Here is a 17,807-nt window from a genome sequence, read left to right on the forward strand (position 1 = left end):
ATTTACTATTGGCAAGGAACCTTTTGAAGGAGGTAGATAACTGTAATGAACTTAAATGAAGCGGATAATGAGTTTACAATTGACTGCTTGTTACTCGCAGGACGTATCATGATTGAAGGTGGTGCGGAAACATACCGTGTGGAGGATACGATGCTGCGTATGGCACAATCTCAAAATATGCTTGATGCTCAATGTTATGCTACACCTACTGGTATCATTTTTTCGTTAGGTAAGACACAGCCGACGAGAATCACCTCTATTTCCAGTAGAATTACAGATTTACAAAAAATTGCATTGGTAAATTCAGTATCTCGTAGACTCACATCTCACATAATAACATTAGATGAGGCTTATGACGAGTTAAAGTCGATACAAAAAACAAATTATTTTTTACCCATTTATATGCAAGTTTTATCAGCCGCTCTTGCGAGTGGTTGTTTTCTTATAATGTTTAAAGGTGGATGGTCGGATTTCCCTGCTGCGTTTGTAGCGGGAGGGCTAGGATTCCTTATGTTGGTGTTGATGAATTATTTAACAAAGGTGAAATTTTTCTCTGAATTCTCTGCTTCGTTAGTAATTGGTCTTATTGCCTTTTTCGCTGTAAAATCTGGATACGGTGCAGAAATAGACAAAATTATTATTAGTTCTGTCATGCCACTTGTACCGGGTATCTTAATTACGAATGCGGTGAGGGATTTAATGGCAGGTCATTTTATGTCAGGGATGGCAAAGGGAGCAGAGGCGTTTTTAACAGCATTTGCGATCGGTGCAGCAATTGCCGTCATCCTATCATTTTAGGAGGCGGATGATTTGGATATAATCATACAATTAATCGTCAGTTTTTTTGCAACAGCAGGTATCGCGATTATTTTTAATGTACCTCGAAAAACTTTGTTTCATTGTGGTTTTGTTGGCGTAGTTGGCTGGCTTATTTATTTTGTATTAACAGAACATGAAATGGATGTTGTGAACGCATCTTTCTTCGGATCGTTTGTAGTTGCCATTGTTGCACACTTGTATGCACGGCGTTTTAAAATGCCGATGATTATTTTTATTGTTGCTGGTATTATTCCACTTGTGCCGGGGGGAATGGCATACAACGCGATGCGAAATGTTGTAGAAGATGATTATTTACAAGGCTTGCAATATGGTCTAAAGGCATTTTTAATTACTGGTGCGATTGTCATGGGGTTGGTATTTGCAGAGGTATTTATGCAGCTTATATTCCGTGCAATGTATTTGAGTAAAACGAATATTAAAAAAGTATACAAAAAATAAAGCTAGTGATGTAGACTGAGTTAAAAATAAAAGGCTGTCCAATAAGTTGGACAGCCAAAAATAATATTACTTTACAAGCAATTCCTCAATTTCCTCTGGTGTAACAGGCTTACTAATATAATAACCTTGAATGGCATCACAGCCATATGTGACTAAAAGATCTGCTTGTTCAGCAGTTTCGACACCTTCAGCAACCACCTTAAGCTCCATAGATTTGCCTAATTGCACCATGCCATGCATTAGCTTTTGTGTTTTTTCAGACTTTAACATTGACCTTGTAAATGTTTGATCGATTTTCAATGTATCTATTGGTAGAATCTGCATATAGCGGAATGAACCATAGCCAATACCGAAATCGTCTAATACAAAAACAATACCTTCATTTTCAAGCTTACGCATTTGTTGCGTAATAAAGGTTGCAGCTTCTGCCTCTAAAGCAAACTTCTCTGTAATTTCAATTTGAAGAAGGCTTGCAGGACAACCTGTTTTTGCTAACATATCAAGTATGGATTTGGCCATGTTTTTATCACGAAACTCACGTACAGAAGAGTTGATGGCTACTTTTACATGCAGGCCAGCTTTTTTCCAAATTAACGCCTGCTCACAAGCTCTTTCTAACATAAATGAACCGATATTGTTTATGAGCCCTGTTTCCTCAGCAATTGGAATCAATTCATCTGGTGAAACAACACCCATTACCTCATCTTCCCAGCGAACTAGTGCTTCTACGACTGAAATTTTGCCTGTATTAACATCAATTTGTGGCTGATAAAGCACCTTAAGGTTCTTCTGATCAAGCGCTTGTAGTAAGCGTTTTTCAATTAAAGCCTTCCGATTTAAAGCTTTATGTGTTGCTTTAGATAATGAGACAATTTTATCCCCACCAGCTTCACGTACCGATGTAATTGTTGCGATGGATGCCTTCATTAATTGAGAGAAGGTTGTTTGATCTTCAGGGAAGCGTGTAATGCCACCGCTAATGGAAATAGGCACAGCAATATTACTACTGTATATTGGGTGCTGTTGTAAGTAAGATAAGAAGCCTTGAATAAACCACTCACTTAAAGGTGTTATGACAACAAAGTCATTTTCATTTATACGTGCCATTGCACTGTCTTGGAAATACATTTTTATACGATTTGTAAATTCAATAATCAGGCTCTGGTTAATTTGTTGATCGTGTAACTCTTTTAATGTGTAAAATTTATCGATGCTTAGATATACAAATGAGAAGTGTCTATCCTCTTCAATCATGCTGGAAATCACTTTTTCAAGACGATGTGCATTCATTAGACCTGTCTCGGTATCAATATAGGCAATTTTTTCAAGCTGATGCTGCATTGTTTTTGATTTCGTAATATCTTTTTCAATTAAAATAAACTGTTGTTCATTGGTTTCAAGGTTAAACGTTGGAATAGCTGTTAAGAGTACCCAATAGGATTGGCCAGTCTTCGTTACTTTCTCGACTTCACCTTGCCATGTATTACTATTGTTTAAATTGCGCCAGATAGTATTTGTTATTTTTTCACTCACATCATTATCAGGGAACAGTTGCCAAAATGTTTTACCGATAACACGTTTTGGTGTCCATTGACTTGTTTTTAGGAATTCAGCATTACATTCTAAAATAAATCCGTCCTGGTCTAGTGTTACAGTCATGAATGTTGAGTCTAAACCATGCTTTAAGTCTGCAAAAGTGCGACTATTTGATACAGAATTTATCATTAATTCAGGTAACATAAACATTAAAAGGATATGGTGTTCACCTTGTTCGATAAACGGTTTAGCCAATAATGCCGTAGTAATTTCTTCATTTGAACTTGTATACACTTGAATCTTATCTAAATACGTACTGTCCTCACTTTGAAGTATTGATTGGAACGTTTCTAATGAAAGCTGGCGTAGTAGATTTTCATGTATGAATGGAGTAGTATGTCCTTTAATATTAGTAGCAGAAAAACCAAATAGCTGTTCAGCATTCCTTCCCCAAATAGAAGCTTGTCCGTCTTGGTTTATGACAAATGCAGGAAAAGGAAGTGAATTTAAATAATATTCATCAATCGTAAATGTTTTATGGATTTGACTCATGATTTTTCAATCTCCTTGGGTAATCAATATATACTAATATTATAGAGAATTATCGGGAATTAGTCATTATGAATATATTTGTAAATATTTGATAGAGTAGAACATTAGGACTATACTAACAAAAAATATGAATAGTTTTGAAGAAAAATAATAAAAATTAGTACGTATATTAGGAAGCAGGATTGGCATGGAACGGTTAAAAGGTTTAATTTTTATTATCTCTGGCTCGATGCTGTGGGGGGCAACAGGACCTTTAATGGAATGGTTACTCAATCATACGCCATTGACAGTTTCTTTTATGTTAACAATTCGTTTGTCAGTTGCAGGTATTGTATTACTCACATACTTAGTGTTAACGGGAAAAAATATTTTTTGTATATGGCAACAAAAAACATGGAGTAGACAGCTTATCATCTTTGGAGTAGCAGGGATGTTGGGTGTACAATATGCCTTCGTAGCAGCAATAAATGAAAGCAATGCGGTACTAGCTACCTTACTTCAGTTTTTAGCGCCAATCTTTGTTGTTGCGTATGTCTCTCTTAGTTTAAAGAAATGGCCACCTAAATATCAAGTATTAGGGATTATTGGTACACTAGGGGGATTATTCTTATTACTAACGAATGCTTCATTTGACGCTTTGTTAGTTAGTAATAAAGCCTTGTTATGGGGAGTAGCGGTAGGCTTAACTTTTGCATTCTACACGCTATATCCAGCACGTCTCATGAAAGAATGGAGTGTACTGCTTGTTGTGGGCTGGGGTATGTTAATAGGTGGTCTAACGTTAGGAATTGTAAGTAGAATTTGGCAATCAAAGCAGTGGCTTGTTTTTATGGATTTGAAGGTTACAGGTTTAATGATTGCACTAATTGTCTTCGGCACAATCGCTTTTGTCCTTTTTTTAAGCAGCATGAAATATATTACAGCTGTAGAGACGAGTATCCTCTCAAGTATTGAACCGTTAACGGCTATGGTTATTTCTGTAACTATGTTTGGTACATCATTAGGATTTTGGCAATTAATGGGTATATTTGTTATGCTTGTTTGTGTAACATGGCTTTCTATTGCAGATGAAAAAGCATAAAAATATTATTCGTTGAGGTAATTAGAACTATATCGAGATTCAGTGGTGTATCTTCTCAAACAAGGGGTGAGAGAATGTGAAAGAAATTTTTTCGTATGTAAAGCCTTATAAATGGACTGCAATATTTGCTTTATGTTTAATGTTGTTAGAATTATTTGTGGAGCTTGTTCAACCAATCATTATGGCCAAAATAATAGATGAAGGAGTACGTGCTCAAAATCATGAATTGATATGGCAATGGGGAGCGGTCTTACTCATTTTATCTTTCCTAGCTTTTATAGCGGGAGTAGTCAATTCTTATTTTTCATCGCATACCGCACAAAGCTTTGCCTTTGACTTACGAAACGCAATGTTCGAGAAAATTCAATCGTTCACGCTTGCTACATATCAAAAGTTTTCAACGGCCTCTCTGATTACTCGGTTAACGAATGATGTGACACAGGTACAGACGGTACTATTTATGAGCCTACGTATTATGCTGCGGGCACCACTTGCAGTAGTTGGTAGTATCGTAATGGCCTTTGTCGTGAATGCAAAGTTAGCCCTTTTTTTGGTAATAGGTGCGCCGATTATCTTTGTGTTTCTTGTTTTTATGGTGTCAAAGGGTGTGTCTTATTTTGGACGAGTACAAAAACGTGTGGACCGATTAAACCGTGTACTACAGGAAAATCTACAAGCTATTCGCTTAGTGAAGGCTTATTTGCGTGGTACATATGAGGCGTCACGCTTTGAACAGGTGGCATCACACTTAAAAATAGATACGGTGAAGGCTCTACGCACCATGGAGTACATTATGCCTGTGCTATTATTCATCATGAATATGAGTTTACTTGCAGTACTATGGTTTGGTACAAAGCAAATCGCTACAGGCACAACGCCACTCGGAGATATCGTAGCCATTGTCAATTATGCAATGCGTATGACAGGCTCGTTTTCGATGTTTGCCTTTATCATTATTTTTTACGCGCGTGCCAAAGCCTCAGCAGAACGTATGGAAGAAGTATTGGCTGTTGAAAATGAAGTAGAGGTTGTTTCTACATCTGAAGAAGCTTCTAGCAAAGCGAAGTTTGGTGAATTAGCATTTGATAACGTGAGTTTCACGTATCCAGGTGCAGAGAAACCTGTACTGTCCAATGTGAGTTTTCAAGTTAAAGCTGGTGAGAAGTTAGCGATTATGGGCGCAACAGGAGCTGGTAAATCTACGTTATTACAACTTATTCCTCGCTTTTATGATGTGACGTCAGGTCAGATTTCGGTAGAAGGAAAAGATGTGCAACAATGGGATTTGCAAGAGCTGCGAGAAATCATAGGCTATGTACCTCAGCAGTCTTTGTTATTTACAGGTAGCATTGCTGATAACATTCGGTGGGGTGATGCAGAGGCTGAAATGGACGAAGTGCTGAAAGCAACTATGCAAGCACAAATTCATGCTTCTGTTGAAGATTTTCCAAATGGTTACGATACACGTGTTGGGCAGAAGGGTGTGAATTTATCTGGAGGTCAAAAGCAACGATTATCCATCGCAAGGGCATTACTAAGAAAAGGGCATTTATTAATGCTTGATGATAGTACTAGCGCTCTGGATGTGAAAACGGAGCAGGCGTTGTGGGAGGCTTTGAGCGATGAAAGAGCAACGATGCTTGTCGTTACACAAAAAATCCGTACGGCTAAAGAGGCAGACCGCATTCTCTTAATAGATGCAGGTGAGGTGGTCGCATATGGCACACACGATGAGCTTTTGCAGTCCTCTCTGTTATATAAAAAAATCGCAATTTCCCAACAGGAGGTGGAGGAATAATGGGATTTTTCCAAAAACCTTTTGGCTATGAACCGATTTTGACGAAGGATGATTTAAAGCAGGTCGTGCAGAAAAAAAAGGGACCTCGTGCAGCCGATTGGAAAAGTACGCTAGGGCGTTTATGGAAAATTGTCGATGAACAGCGTGTACTTTTAATGATTGTGTTTTTACTCGTTATGGCAAGCTCAATTTTGGCACTACTAGGTCCCTATTTAATCGGAAAAATGATTGATATGTATGTGATGCAAGGGGAACTTGAGGGATTGGGTAGTAGAATCTTTTTGCTAATAGGAATCTATGCGCTGTTAGCTGTATCATTATTTTTACAAAACTATTGGATGATTGGTATTGCTCAGCAAACAATCTACAGACTACGAACAAGTGTGTTCGCACATTTCCAAAGTCTTCCGATATCGTTTTTTGATCGGCGCCAACATGGGGAATTAATGAGCCGTGTGACAAATGATATAGAAGCAGTTAGTGCAACATTGAACAGTTCCTTTATCCAAGTTATTTCAAGTGTCTTAACGCTCGGAGGTACGCTTGTCATTATGCTAAGTTTGAGCCCTCTATTAACTGCACTCACAATGACAATTATTCCAATCATGTTTTTAGCAATGCGTTGGATTACACGTCGGACAGCGCCGTTATTTAAAGAACAGCAAGCGGCGATAGGGGCGCTTAATGGAATGATTGAAGAGACCATTTCTGGGCAGCGAATTGTCAAGGCATTTTCACAGGAGGAACGAGTGAAAGCGGAGTTTCGTGACAAAAGTTTACGCTTAAAAAGAACAGGCTTTTGGGCACAAACGTATTCTGGCTATATCCCTAAGGTCATGAATTTTTTAAATAATATGAGTTTCACAATTGTTGCAGGAATTGGTGGAATCCTGGCACTTTACGGTCATGTGACGATTGGAGTAATTGTTATATTCACTGAGTATGCACGACAGTTTACCCGGCCATTAAATGATTTGGCCAACCAATTCAATACAGTACTTTCAGCGATTGCAGGTGCGGAACGTGTATTTTCTTTACTGGATGAACCCCAGGAGATAGAATTCCCTACTTCACAAAAACACGTGCTCCAAGGGGAAGTAGCCTTCCAAAAAGTTTATTTTAAGTATGAACAGTCAGAGCAAGCATACACATTAAAGAATGTAAGTTTTCGAGTAGAACCAGGTCAAACTGTTGCATTGGTTGGTGCGACTGGTGCTGGGAAAACAACGATTCTCCAGCTTATTGCTAGGTTCTATGAAGTCACGAAGGGCGAGGTACTATTTGATGGTATAAACGTGCAACAAATTGAACGTGAAGCACTACGCTCACAGATGGCCTTTGTGTTACAGGATCCGTTTTTATTTGAAGCAACGGTGCGAGAAAATATTCGTTATGGACGATTAGATGCTAGTGATGAAGAAATTGAAGAGGCGGCGCAACGTGCAAACGCACACGATTTTATAATGAAGCTAAAAGATGGCTATGACACGCTTCTTGCGGCAGACGGAAGTGAAATTTCCCAAGGACAAAAGCAGCTGCTATCTATTGCCCGAGCACTTATAGCAGACCCCAAAATCTTATTACTCGATGAGGCTACAAGTAGCATTGATACGGTTACTGAACTAGCTATTCAAGAAGCACTGGAAACCTTGATGCAAGGTCGTACAAGCTTTGTTATTGCCCATCGATTAAATACTGTGTACAATGCTGATATTGTGCTTGTGATGCAAAAAGGTGAGCTAGTCGAGGCGGGTCCACAACAGAAGTTGATTGCTTCTGGTGGGATTTACGCGCAAATGCTTGAATCGTCTGCCCATCATTTATAATCATATAGTGGGACTTTAAGGTAGGGAAAGGACTACGATGCACAGATTGTGCTAGTGCTGACGTTGCAATAGCATATTGAGTTCATGGTCTACCTTTCTTCCTCCAATTATTTTGCCAAAACAGCCTCTTATTTGAGGTGATGTACATCATGTTGGTCTGAATTAATTGAATAATTATGAGTGCTTAATCTCTCATTCAAACGGATTTATGTTTAATTTTGAGGTGGGAGTTTTAGTACCTGTGAATAAAGGGTAAAAATAAGCTGGTAAACACACATAATAATGTTGCCAGCTTATTTTCTTTCTTGCTACAATAGGGCAATAGTCTGGTAAAAGAACGGAGTAAATGATGAAAATTTCTGTAATTACAGTGTCTTTTCCGTTAGACGGCGAAACATTGAATGAATTAAGAACATTATGCGAAGAAGCAACAATACATGATTATCGAGTATACGAGACTATTATGAATATACCGTTAGCAGGCTCTTTTGAATCAAAAGGTTTTATGGTGCTAGCATACGACGATGACAAGGATTTATTAGTTGGTGCCGCAAGTGCTATTGATTTAATGGGGCTATATACGTATGAGTGGTCGCTAGTTGTTTTACCAACGTATCGTCGAATGGGAATTGGTACAGCTTTAGTAGAAGTTTTACAAGCTGGACTGTTAGAAAGAGGCGCAGAAGGCCAATTGGCATTAGTCATTGATGGTTCACCTTATGGTCATACGTTTATTGAAAATTGTTGTTATACGTACAGTTTTTCAGAGGCAACGTTAGAGACTAAAGCAGAGCCAGTGGTACTACAAGATGAGGTTATTATAGCTGCTTATGCTGGTGAGCAAGCAGAGCTAGTTTCAATTTATAGTGAGGCTTTTGGTGATTTGCCAGATGAATCACTAGAACTAATTACCTTTAATACATCTAATAATGGGCGTAATCTATGGATAGCCCACAAAGATGGTAAGGTTGTTGGTACGGTGACAACAGCAGAGGAAAATGAAGTTCAATGGGTAACAGCATTAGCCGTTCATCCAATGTACGAGGGACAAGGTATTGGTACAGCTTTATTGTTATTTACGAAGAATTATGCTAGCCAAATTGGCGCAAAGCACGTCATGCTGGATGTTGAAATCGAAAACAGAAAGGCGCTTTCTGTTTATGAAAAGGCTGGCTTTATGAAAGCACAGCAAATTGACTATTACGTAAAAAAATAAAAGAAGAGTGAAGAGTGAGGAGTGAGCTAAACGCCTCGCTACTCACTCTTTTTATTTATGAAAAACGTCAATTAATCATCTAGTAAGTGTGATTGAAGTGACACAATGTAAACAGTATGCTGAATAGAACTATCAAATCAAATGGAACCCTCAATTGGTCATAATGCAATCAATACAGTGATCAATCTCTTTTTTATCATAAATACGTACTATGCCCATATAGTATTAATAAGCCTGATGAAAGGAGTCGTTATCATGCGCATGCCGGCATTGCCAAAAAAGAAGTCTCCTCCAAAGGAAGCCCCTAGGTCATGGTGGAAGGTTGTCAAAGCATATTTATCAAAGGGTAAATTTTATCGTCTGCCACCAAGACATAAATAACCTTGCTATTCATCCATTGTCATCAAAAAGAGTCGGCTTGGTTAGCGACTCTTTTTAATTTTCTAACAGAAATGTCTTTTTTGTTGGACCAATTAAATATAGCTCATGCATGGCACGTGTTAACGCAACGTAGAGAAGTTTACGGTCAATTTTTGAATCAAAAAAGGGCGTGTTAAAGGCTGCAACAATCACTGCATCAAATTCAAGCCCCTTTGCTAAATGGCTTGGTACTACGAGTAACATTTGCTGATTTATAGACTCATCCTCTGTCAGTAGCTGTGAAGTAATGCCGTAATCGGTTAGTGCCTGATGCATGTCAATTGCATCGACTGTTGTTTTGCAAATCAAAGCAATTGACTGATGCCCATTGGCACGAATGCTATCAAAAATCTGTTCGATTTGCTGGGCATTAAAATATGCTGCCTGTACAAAGGTTGGCGGATTTCCATGACGCACGACAGGCTCAACTAGTGGAAGTTGTTCATCCATTTGCGCTAAAATTTCGTTAGCGATTTCCATGATTTCAATCGTTGTTCGGTAGCTTTTTTGAAGTGTTCGAAAGCTAGCACGTGGAAATAAATTTTGTACAGGTTCCCAGGCAGTTAGTGAGCGATAGCTATGAATCCCCTGGGCTAGGTCGCCCACCATTGTAAACATGTCTGTTTCAAGTCCAGTTTTTAAAGCAGCAAGTTGGAATAAACTATAGTCCTGTACTTCATCAATGAACACGACACGCATTTTCCATTCATCAGCAATGCCTTTCATGCGTGCTTGTAAATAATAAATGGCCGCTAAATCTTCTGACACCCATTGTTCCTTTGCATGCACTTGTAAAAACTGTTGTTGTTCGAGATAATGCCATTCGGGTGCAAGTTCTGCTAATAGTTCTGCATTTGTTAGAAGGGTACGGTAGAGCGCTTTGACATTATATTTAGAAAAGCGGCGCATGTAAGCAGAAGCTGTTGATTTGGTTTCTTTTTCAATTGCGGGAATACGTTCATCGCGTTCATCGATATACTTTGTGACAACGCGACGACGTTTGTCATCGTCACGAATGCCGTTTAAAGCTTTACCAAGTGCTTCATCATATTTAGCATGCAGCATATTTAAGACAGCCTGTTTCTTCTGACGAACATGGCTCGCCATCACCTTTTTTATATGCGCGAGTCTCTTCTCAATTGGCATATAGGAAAACTCATATAAAAATAACTTCTTTAAATGAGAGGCACGCATAATACGGTATTTTTCAATAAATACATCTTCAAATTGTGCCGCAATTTCTTGCTCAATTTTTTGCACATATCGTTCCATTACATCACGGTAATAAAGTGAGCCTTTTATTTCAGAAATCCATGTAGTTGGCTGGTTGGCACCATCTGAAACAAGTGACTCTAGCTGTTCATTTGGATTACGAAGTTTTAATTTTAGCTTTGTCGAGGCTAGAACATAGTCTGCAAACGTTGTTTGACAAATTTTATCGACACCAAGCTCCGGTAAAACGTCACCAATATAATCAATAAATAATTTATTTGGAGCTAAAATCATGAGCTGCTCCGGATTGAAATTCTCACCCATTGTGTACAAAAAGTACGAAATACGGTGGAGGGCTATCGTTGTTTTTCCACTTCCTGCAGCACCTTGTACGATAATCGGCTGACGGAGGTGAGCTCGAATAATTTCATTTTGCTCTTTCTGAATAGTTGAGACGATTTCTGTTAAACGAACATCTGCTTTGCCTGCTAATGCCTCTTGCAGTAATTCATCATTTGTTGTTAAGTCGATATCACGAATATCGAGCAATTGACCATCTTTAATTTTATATTGGCGCTTGGCAAATAAATGTCCTTTGTGAACTTCTCCGCGAACATCATATTCCATGTCGCCAAGTCGTCCGTCGTAATAGACATTTGCTACAGGGGAACGCCAATCAACAATAATTGGTTCATGCGTTTCACGATGAAATAAGGATGTTTTACCAATATATAAGAACTCTTCTGGATCTCCTGTTTTTTGGAAATGGATACGCGCGAAATAAGGCTTTTTTTGAACAGCCTCTAAGCCTTCCTTTTGGTGACGGGCCATTTCAAAGAAGCGTGCGTTTGTTAAGATGTTCAAATAGCTCAAACTCGAATCTAAATAATCGAGATCTGCCATCGACTTACGTATATTTTCTTGAGCAGATTGTAAATCTCTTTGAGACTCGCTTAAAATTTGTTGCATATAGTTTTTGGTGTAGGCGAGCCGCTCCAGTTCAGCTTGGAAATCTGGGTGTTGTGCAGTCATTTTTGCACCTCCTAAGTACTTACAAATATAATTTCTTCAGTGGATGTCATGGATTTGGAAGAGTGAATTTTGGATGTTAGTCCTAGCTCGTACACATCCATACGGTATCAGCTAACAATCCTGCATATAAGCAGGCCATCACAGAACAAAATCCTAAAATAGGTTCTCATATTACTATACAAAATTTTACTTTTCAAGAGTAAGTGTAATAATCTACTTACTGTTAGACTGTTAAGTAACAAGAAAAGGGAGGGGCATTCATTTGGACATATTTGCGCATAGAGGTGTATCTTCACACTACCCTGAAAATACAGGTGCTGCTTTTTATGCAGCATCGAAGTTACCTATTATTGGTATCGAGCTAGATGTTCATTTAACTGCAGATGGGGAAGTGGTCGTCATCCATGATGAAACAATTGACCGCACCTCTAATGGTACAGGCTATGTAAAAGATTATACGCTGCAGCAGCTACGAGCATTTGATTTTGGCTCCTGGTATGCTGATGAGTTTGTAGGAGAAAATATTCCAAGGCTTGGAGAAGTTTTAGAGCTATTTGCAGGCACACATCACCGTATTAATATTGAGTTAAAAACGGATGTTTTTCCTTACGATGGTATTGAGACGCTTGTGATAAAGGAAGTAGCAACATTTCAAATGACGGAACGAGTTATTATTTCTTCCTTTAACCATGAATCTATCCAATTGGTGTCACAAATGGCGCCGTATATTGAAACGGCTGCATTATTTGCTGAAATCTTAATTGATTTTACAACCTACACAGCCGGAATACCGACCAATGCTCTACATGTTAGCTTGCCTACAGCTTTCAGGAAATCTGTTGGTGCAGCACTTGAAAAGGGTGCTATTGTACGTGTTTACACGGTCAATGATATCGCTAAGGCTAAAGAATTACAGCAGCTCGGTATAGACGCAATTTTTACAGATGACCCTGAAAAAATACTTGCTGCATTGCATGGAAACTAAAGCACAAAAAGATGGCGTTTCAAATTCCCTTTGAGACGCCACGTTTGTTACCATTTTGCACGATGTTCTTCGATACAACCAAGCATTTGTCGAAGAACGAGGGTTTCACCGTTGTCCAGTAAAATGGAGCCATCATAATAACCAAACATTTGATGTACTTCCGATTTTACGAGTCTAGCATTTGTTGCCGCAACACGCTCAAAAAATGGAGAAAAAGTTAAGGACACCTGGTTTGTGAACTTTGTTTTTACTTTCCAACGTTGCATAAAATCTTCTCGATCATAATCGAATAATAAATCCTCATGAATTTTTGTCATTTTACCATCAACGAACACGGCATTTTCAGTCATTCCCGTACCATCTGTCCATTTACCCCCTAAATTGAGTCCAATACGTCGACCACGAACCCGTTGAGACGCCATACCCCAATTCCATGTGGCCTCCCGCGGCCAAACGCCACGTCCATAATCAAGTACGGCAAAATTTTCTTCAGGCGTAAATATAAAGCGGCGATTGCCAATCGTCACATTTCCCGAGGTAGGTAGCGTATGATGTTTGCCTGTAAATTGGAATGTTTTGCGATTCCAAGGGATGACCACATTTAATGACTCATCTGCTGGCGGATGTTGAATGACAAGGTTTGCACGTAAAACGTCTCCATCAAAATTAGGAATAGAAACGGATAAATGAGTTTCAGCGTGTATATAGGTCATATCAATGGTCATTTCACTACTGCTAAAGGATACCGATTCTAGCACTTGTGTAGGCATCTTCAATTTGCCACCAAGTGGAATTGTCATGGTTTTTTCAAAATAGCGCTGTGTTTCATATTCAAGGAAATATACGAAGCAGACCGCTGCGTAATCTAGATGGCTAATAGTAGCGGAGAATAAAATCTCATCACCATATACACACCAATAATTCCATTTCTTTTTGCGCATTATATGACCACTTAAATTGCTATTTATGAGAGGTTTTCGTGCAAATCCTATGGAAGCTGGATTCAAGTTTCCTTTTTTATCGCATAAAAGAGTAGGCTGTAAGATTTCTTTCTCAGCATGCTGCTTCACATTCAACATCCCTTCTGTTCATAAATTAAATATCTACACTTCATTCACTCCTATTGTAGCAAAAACAATCTTAAAATTGGAAAAGATAGCATCGAAGGTGAACTCTTTCATCAATTTTACCTTCATTCAGAAGGTAACCGAACATGATTGCAAATTTGGATACAATTATGTCAAGGCATAATTGATGAATAAACCTAACTAATAGAATTGCCAATCTTTACATATCATGTACGAAGGGAGGGGAAACGTGGCAAAAATGTATAATAGGCAGGCAGCCGTTCAGTATGCGAATTTGTGGTGGAACAGACGTAATCCTGCATTTCCAAACTTTGATGTTGATTGTACGAATTATATATCACAATGCTTACTTGCTGGGGGAGCACCAATGCGAGGTGCACCAAGCAGAGATAAGGGCTGGTGGATTCAGCAGGGAAATTGGAGCTTTAGCTGGTCTGTCTCACATTCCCTTAGGTGGTATTTAGAAGGCTCCAAAACGGGCTTAAAAGGTAGGCGTGTGCAAAATGCTGAGGAGTTGGAGCTAGGGGACATCATTTTTTATGATTTTCAGGGGAATGGAAGAATTGATCACTCTGTTATCGTTACGAGTATCCAGAATGGAATTCCCTATGTGAATGCGCATACTTCGGATAGTATTAACCGACCGTATTTTTATGAGGATTCGACTGCATATACACCAAGTATGACGTATTTTTACATTCATATTGATGATAGCTTTGCTTAGGGAGATAGCTATTTTAAAGCTCAACGATTTGTGATAATGTGAGAGATAGAAAATACGTATTACAATATGATGTAAAGTTCTAGAAGGAGATAAAGTAAATGAGTGAACATTTTTTATCTGTAAGAGATGCAATTATCGAGCGCCGTTCAATTAAAAAATTTAATGGGCAGCCTGTAGACCGTGAAGAATTACTAGCAATTATTGATGATGCTGTTTGGGCACCGAATCATGGGAATCGTGAACCTTGGCGTTTAGTTGTAGCATGCGGTAAAGAGTTATTTGCACTTCATGATTTATTGCGAGACTTAACTATTCCTAAGTGGCAGGATATTCCAAGTGAAGATTTAGCAAAACAAATGACGAAGTTCACGCTTCCTGGTGGTTATGCTTTTGTTATCGTACCGGAGGATGCACGCCAAAAAGAACGTCTTGAAGATTTTGCTGCTGCAAGTACTTTTATTCAAAACATGCAGTTACTCGCGTGGGATAAAGGTATCGGCTCTTGTTGGAAAACACCTGGTTTTTTAGATAATCCGAAATGCCGAGAAGCGTTAAAGGTACAGCCAGGTGAACGCGTTATTGCGATGCTGCAAGTTGGTTATTTTGATGATATTCCAAAGGCAAAAGAGCGTAAAACATCAGCTGAAATTGTAACGATTTTTGGTGAATAGTATGTAGAAGGAAAGCCCCTCTCACTGAGGGCACTGAAAAAGTCCATAAAATGAATTTTAGCCATGGCGGAAACGATTAATCGTTTCCGCCATGGCTTTTTCTTCGATGCCGTTGATTTCCGTTTCGACGGACGCTTTCCTAGGGGCGAACCCCCTTGAGCCTCCTCGTCGCTAACGCTCCTGCGTGGTCTCAAGCTGTTCGCTAGCCCCCCAAGGAGTCACCGCCTATTAAAACGACAACTAGAGGAGGCTTTTTATGTACAATCAACATAATTTATAGTGGAAATCCCATTTGAAAATTCAGCAGATAAAAGACATGAAAAATGAACGTTGGTTATGCCACATATATTGCCAATGTATTGTCATGCTGTTAAGCATGATAACCACAGGTCATCTTCGAAAAGTTGTTTGGAAAATATTAAATAAATTTATTAGTGAGGATTTAACAATCCGTATGATTTCTAGAATGATAAACCGACTCGTTTTAGAAAGCAAAAAAAGTGCACGAAGCTGGAGTTTGTTCTTTAAGAGTCTTATTCCTACCACAGAAAAATTCAACTTAAAATCCACAAAGCCAGAACGACACACTTTATTTGTTTGAATAAACTTATAAAAAATCCAAATTAAGGGTAGCTAAGAGCTACTTTATTTTGGGTTTATTTGTTATGCTCTTTTTTTGAACATATCTTATTCTAACCATAAAACACTCATTTGCAACACTAAATATTCGTAAAAATAGTAAGAATATAAAATTTGAACCTTACTATCCTTGCTAAGTACACGGCTATGGTCACCGCCTACACGCCAATCAACTAATTTTATCGTTTTTCTGAGTTTTTCATTTTTTCCAATTCACACCGAACCCTTTATAAGGAAAGCCCCTCTCGCGGAGGGGCTTTTTGTGTCGATTAAATAAGTCTTAGAACATGTTAAAAACAAATTCTAGGCTTAAAAACAATGAGAAGTAAACCTTATTTTTGTAATCCAGCTACTTCATATAAATAGTCACCTAAAACGCGTAAACCATTATCGAAGTTCTCTAAATGGAAATGCTCATTTGGAGCATGGAAGTTTTCACTGGATAAGCCAAAGCCCATTAATACGACAGGCAAGTCCAAAATTTCATCGAATGCAGCTACGATAGGAATCGAACCGCCACCTCGTGTGTAAGCAGTTGGTACGTTATAAACCTTTTCGTATGAGCGTCCTGCCGCTTGAATAAATGGATGGTCGAATGGCGTTAAGAAAGGGCGCCCTTTATCGAATTCAGAAATCGTTACTTCAACACCAGTTGGTTTATGTTTTTCGATATGTGCTTTTAAGAGTGCTACAATTTCTTCTGGCTCTTGATTTGGTACAAGGCGGCATGTGATTTTAGCGCCAGCCTCAGCAGGTAATACAGTTTTAATGCCTTCGCCTGAGAAACCACCAAACACGCCGTTAACCTCTAGTGTCGGACGAGCCCATGTTTGCTCTAAGTAAGAATAGCCAGTTTCGCCGAACAGCTCTTTCACACCGACTTCTTTTTTCACTGATTGTTCATCGAAGCCTAGTGCACGGTAAGCCTTACGTTCTTCTTCTGATAATGGTAAGACTTTGTCGTAGAAGCCTTCTACCTGAATTGTGCCATGTTCATCACGGAAGGACGCTAAAATTTCTGCTAATGCATGGATCGCATTTTGCACGCCACCACCGTATAGACCAGAGTGTAAATCACCTTTTGCCCCGCGTACATCAATTTGAACACCTGTTAATCCACGTAAGCCATAGCACACAGCAGGCTTTCCGGGTCCATAAAGACCCGTATCTGAAATCAAAATTAAATCTGCAGCTAATTTTTCCTTATGTTCTTCTACAAAGGCAGGGAGGTGAGGACTGCCGATTTCTTCTTCCCCTTCATAAATGAATTTCACATTTACGGGTAGTGTACCAGTTGTAGCAAATAGTGCTTCAATCATTTTTAAGTGCATGAATACTTGGCCTTTATCGTCACTTGCACCACGTGCGAATAATTTATTGTCACGAATCGTAGGACTGAACGGCTCGCTCTCCCATAAGTGTAATGGATCTACAGGCTGCACATCATAGTGACCATAAAAAAGGATAGTTGGTTTTCCTTCAGCATGTAACCAATCTGCATAAACAACAGGATGACCTGCTGTTTGGGTAATTGAGATGTTTTCTAAGTTTAGCTTTTTGAAGGCGTTTGCTAGCCACTCAGCAGCATCTTGAATATCTCCTTTGTGTTCTGATAATGAGCTTATGCTTGGAATACGTAAAAATTCATTTAATTCATTCAAATGAGCCTCGCGATGTTCAGTAAAGTAAGCGTTTAATTGTTGTAAATGCGTCATCAGTATCCCTCTTTCTACTATTTCGATTATAGAA

General features: G+C 38.8%; 13 protein-coding genes. 9 read left to right on the forward strand and 4 right to left on the reverse strand.

Translation table 11 applies throughout. From position 1 onward, the window contains the following. Positions 1–45 precede the first annotated feature (45 nt). Together ACQKII_RS06850 and ACQKII_RS06855 are read left to right on the forward strand one after the other, a co-directional pair. Positions 46–798, forward strand: coding sequence for a threonine/serine exporter family protein (locus ACQKII_RS06850; protein WP_427457595.1), 753 nt, complete (start codon positions 46–48; stop codon positions 796–798). Between the two features lie 12 nt (positions 799–810). After that, positions 811–1,278, forward strand: a complete 468-nt coding sequence (locus ACQKII_RS06855) for a threonine/serine exporter family protein (protein WP_427457597.1) — start codon at positions 811–813, stop codon at positions 1,276–1,278. A 66-nt stretch (positions 1,279–1,344) separates the two neighbouring features. Here ACQKII_RS06855 and ACQKII_RS06860 read toward each other — a convergent pair whose 3' ends face one another. Beyond that, positions 1,345–3,366, reverse strand: coding sequence for an EAL domain-containing protein (locus ACQKII_RS06860; RefSeq protein ID WP_427457599.1), 2,022 nt, complete (start codon positions 3,364–3,366; stop codon positions 1,345–1,347). A gap of 187 nt (positions 3,367–3,553) precedes the next feature. Here ACQKII_RS06860 and ACQKII_RS06865 point away from each other — a divergent pair, with 187 nt between their 5' ends. The 4 genes from ACQKII_RS06865 to ACQKII_RS06880 all read left to right on the forward strand — a co-directional run bounded on the left by ACQKII_RS06865 (position 3,554) and on the right by ACQKII_RS06880 (position 9,287). Next, positions 3,554–4,447, forward strand: a complete 894-nt coding sequence (locus tag ACQKII_RS06865; RefSeq protein ID WP_427457600.1) for a DMT family transporter — start codon at positions 3,554–3,556, stop codon at positions 4,445–4,447. 76 nt (positions 4,448–4,523) lie between these two features. After that, entirely contained in the window at positions 4,524–6,245 is a 1,722-nt protein-coding gene (locus tag ACQKII_RS06870) for an ABC transporter ATP-binding protein (protein WP_427457602.1), read from the forward strand. Further along, positions 6,245–8,071: an ABC transporter ATP-binding protein gene (locus ACQKII_RS06875; RefSeq protein WP_427457604.1), complete on the forward strand. Its 1,827-nt coding sequence runs from the start codon at positions 6,245–6,247 to the stop codon at positions 8,069–8,071. The genes ACQKII_RS06870 and ACQKII_RS06875 overlap by 1 nt, the downstream gene beginning before the upstream one ends. A 346-nt stretch (positions 8,072–8,417) precedes the next feature. Next, complete coding sequence (locus tag ACQKII_RS06880; RefSeq protein WP_427457606.1) at positions 8,418–9,287, forward strand: GNAT family N-acetyltransferase; 870 nt, start codon at positions 8,418–8,420, stop codon at positions 9,285–9,287. Positions 9,288–9,722: 435 nt separating this feature from the next. Here the strand turns inward: ACQKII_RS06880 and helD are convergent, their stop codons facing one another. Continuing rightward, positions 9,723–11,951 (reverse strand): RNA polymerase recycling motor HelD, encoded by a 2,229-nt coding sequence (gene helD / locus ACQKII_RS06885; protein ID WP_427457608.1) that lies wholly within the window; start codon positions 11,949–11,951, stop codon positions 9,723–9,725. A 262-nt stretch (positions 11,952–12,213) separates the two neighbouring features. Here helD and ACQKII_RS06890 point away from each other — a divergent pair, with 262 nt between their 5' ends. Next, positions 12,214–12,936, forward strand: coding sequence for a glycerophosphodiester phosphodiesterase (locus ACQKII_RS06890; RefSeq protein ID WP_427457610.1), 723 nt, complete (start codon positions 12,214–12,216; stop codon positions 12,934–12,936). Positions 12,937–12,983: 47 nt separating this feature from the next. Here the strand turns inward: ACQKII_RS06890 and ACQKII_RS06895 are convergent, their stop codons facing one another. Continuing rightward, entirely contained in the window at positions 12,984–14,006 is a 1,023-nt protein-coding gene (locus ACQKII_RS06895; protein WP_427457612.1) for a DUF2804 domain-containing protein, read from the reverse strand. Between the two features lie 247 nt (positions 14,007–14,253). On the opposite strand from ACQKII_RS06895, the gene ACQKII_RS06900 reads away from it, so the two are divergent. Together ACQKII_RS06900 and ACQKII_RS06905 are read left to right on the forward strand one after the other, a co-directional pair. Beyond that, the gene (locus ACQKII_RS06900; RefSeq protein WP_427457614.1) at positions 14,254–14,748 is read left to right on the forward strand and encodes an amidase domain-containing protein; all 495 of its coding nucleotides are present in this window, start codon (positions 14,254–14,256) and stop codon (positions 14,746–14,748) included. Between the two features lie 98 nt (positions 14,749–14,846). Continuing rightward, positions 14,847–15,419 carry a nitroreductase family protein gene (locus ACQKII_RS06905; protein WP_427457616.1) on the forward strand — a complete coding sequence of 191 codons (573 nt, stop codon included), beginning with the start codon at positions 14,847–14,849 and terminating at the stop codon, positions 15,417–15,419. 971 nt (positions 15,420–16,390) lie between these two features. Here the strand turns inward: ACQKII_RS06905 and ACQKII_RS06910 are convergent. Continuing rightward, on the reverse strand, positions 16,391–17,773 hold the full coding sequence (locus ACQKII_RS06910; protein ID WP_427457618.1) for a dipeptidase: 1,383 nt from the start codon (positions 17,771–17,773) through the stop codon (positions 16,391–16,393). Positions 17,774–17,807: the final 34 nt, after the last annotated feature.

Source organism: Lysinibacillus sp. NPDC048646, assembly GCF_050272295.1.
Taxonomy (GTDB): Bacteria; Bacillota; Bacilli; order Bacillales_A; family Planococcaceae; genus Lysinibacillus.

Excerpts from the sequence above, each read along its gene's own strand:
- ACQKII_RS06910 (WP_427457618.1), bottom strand. The coding sequence starts at position 17,773 with ATGACGCATTTACAACAATTAAACGCTTACTTTACTGAACATCGCGAG.
- ACQKII_RS06850 (WP_427457595.1), top strand. The coding sequence starts at position 46 with ATGAACTTAAATGAAGCGGATAATGAGTTTACAATTGACTGCTTGTTA.
- ACQKII_RS06905 (WP_427457616.1), top strand. The coding sequence starts at position 14,847 with ATGAGTGAACATTTTTTATCTGTAAGAGATGCAATTATCGAGCGCCGT.
- ACQKII_RS06860 (WP_427457599.1), bottom strand. The coding sequence starts at position 3,366 with ATGAGTCAAATCCATAAAACATTTACGATTGATGAATATTATTTAAAT.
- ACQKII_RS06880 (WP_427457606.1), top strand. The coding sequence starts at position 8,418 with ATGATGAAAATTTCTGTAATTACAGTGTCTTTTCCGTTAGACGGCGAA.
- ACQKII_RS06875 (WP_427457604.1), top strand. The coding sequence starts at position 6,245 with ATGGGATTTTTCCAAAAACCTTTTGGCTATGAACCGATTTTGACGAAG.
- ACQKII_RS06865 (WP_427457600.1), top strand. The coding sequence starts at position 3,554 with ATGGAACGGTTAAAAGGTTTAATTTTTATTATCTCTGGCTCGATGCTG.
- helD (WP_427457608.1), bottom strand. The coding sequence starts at position 11,951 with ATGACTGCACAACACCCAGATTTCCAAGCTGAACTGGAGCGGCTCGCC.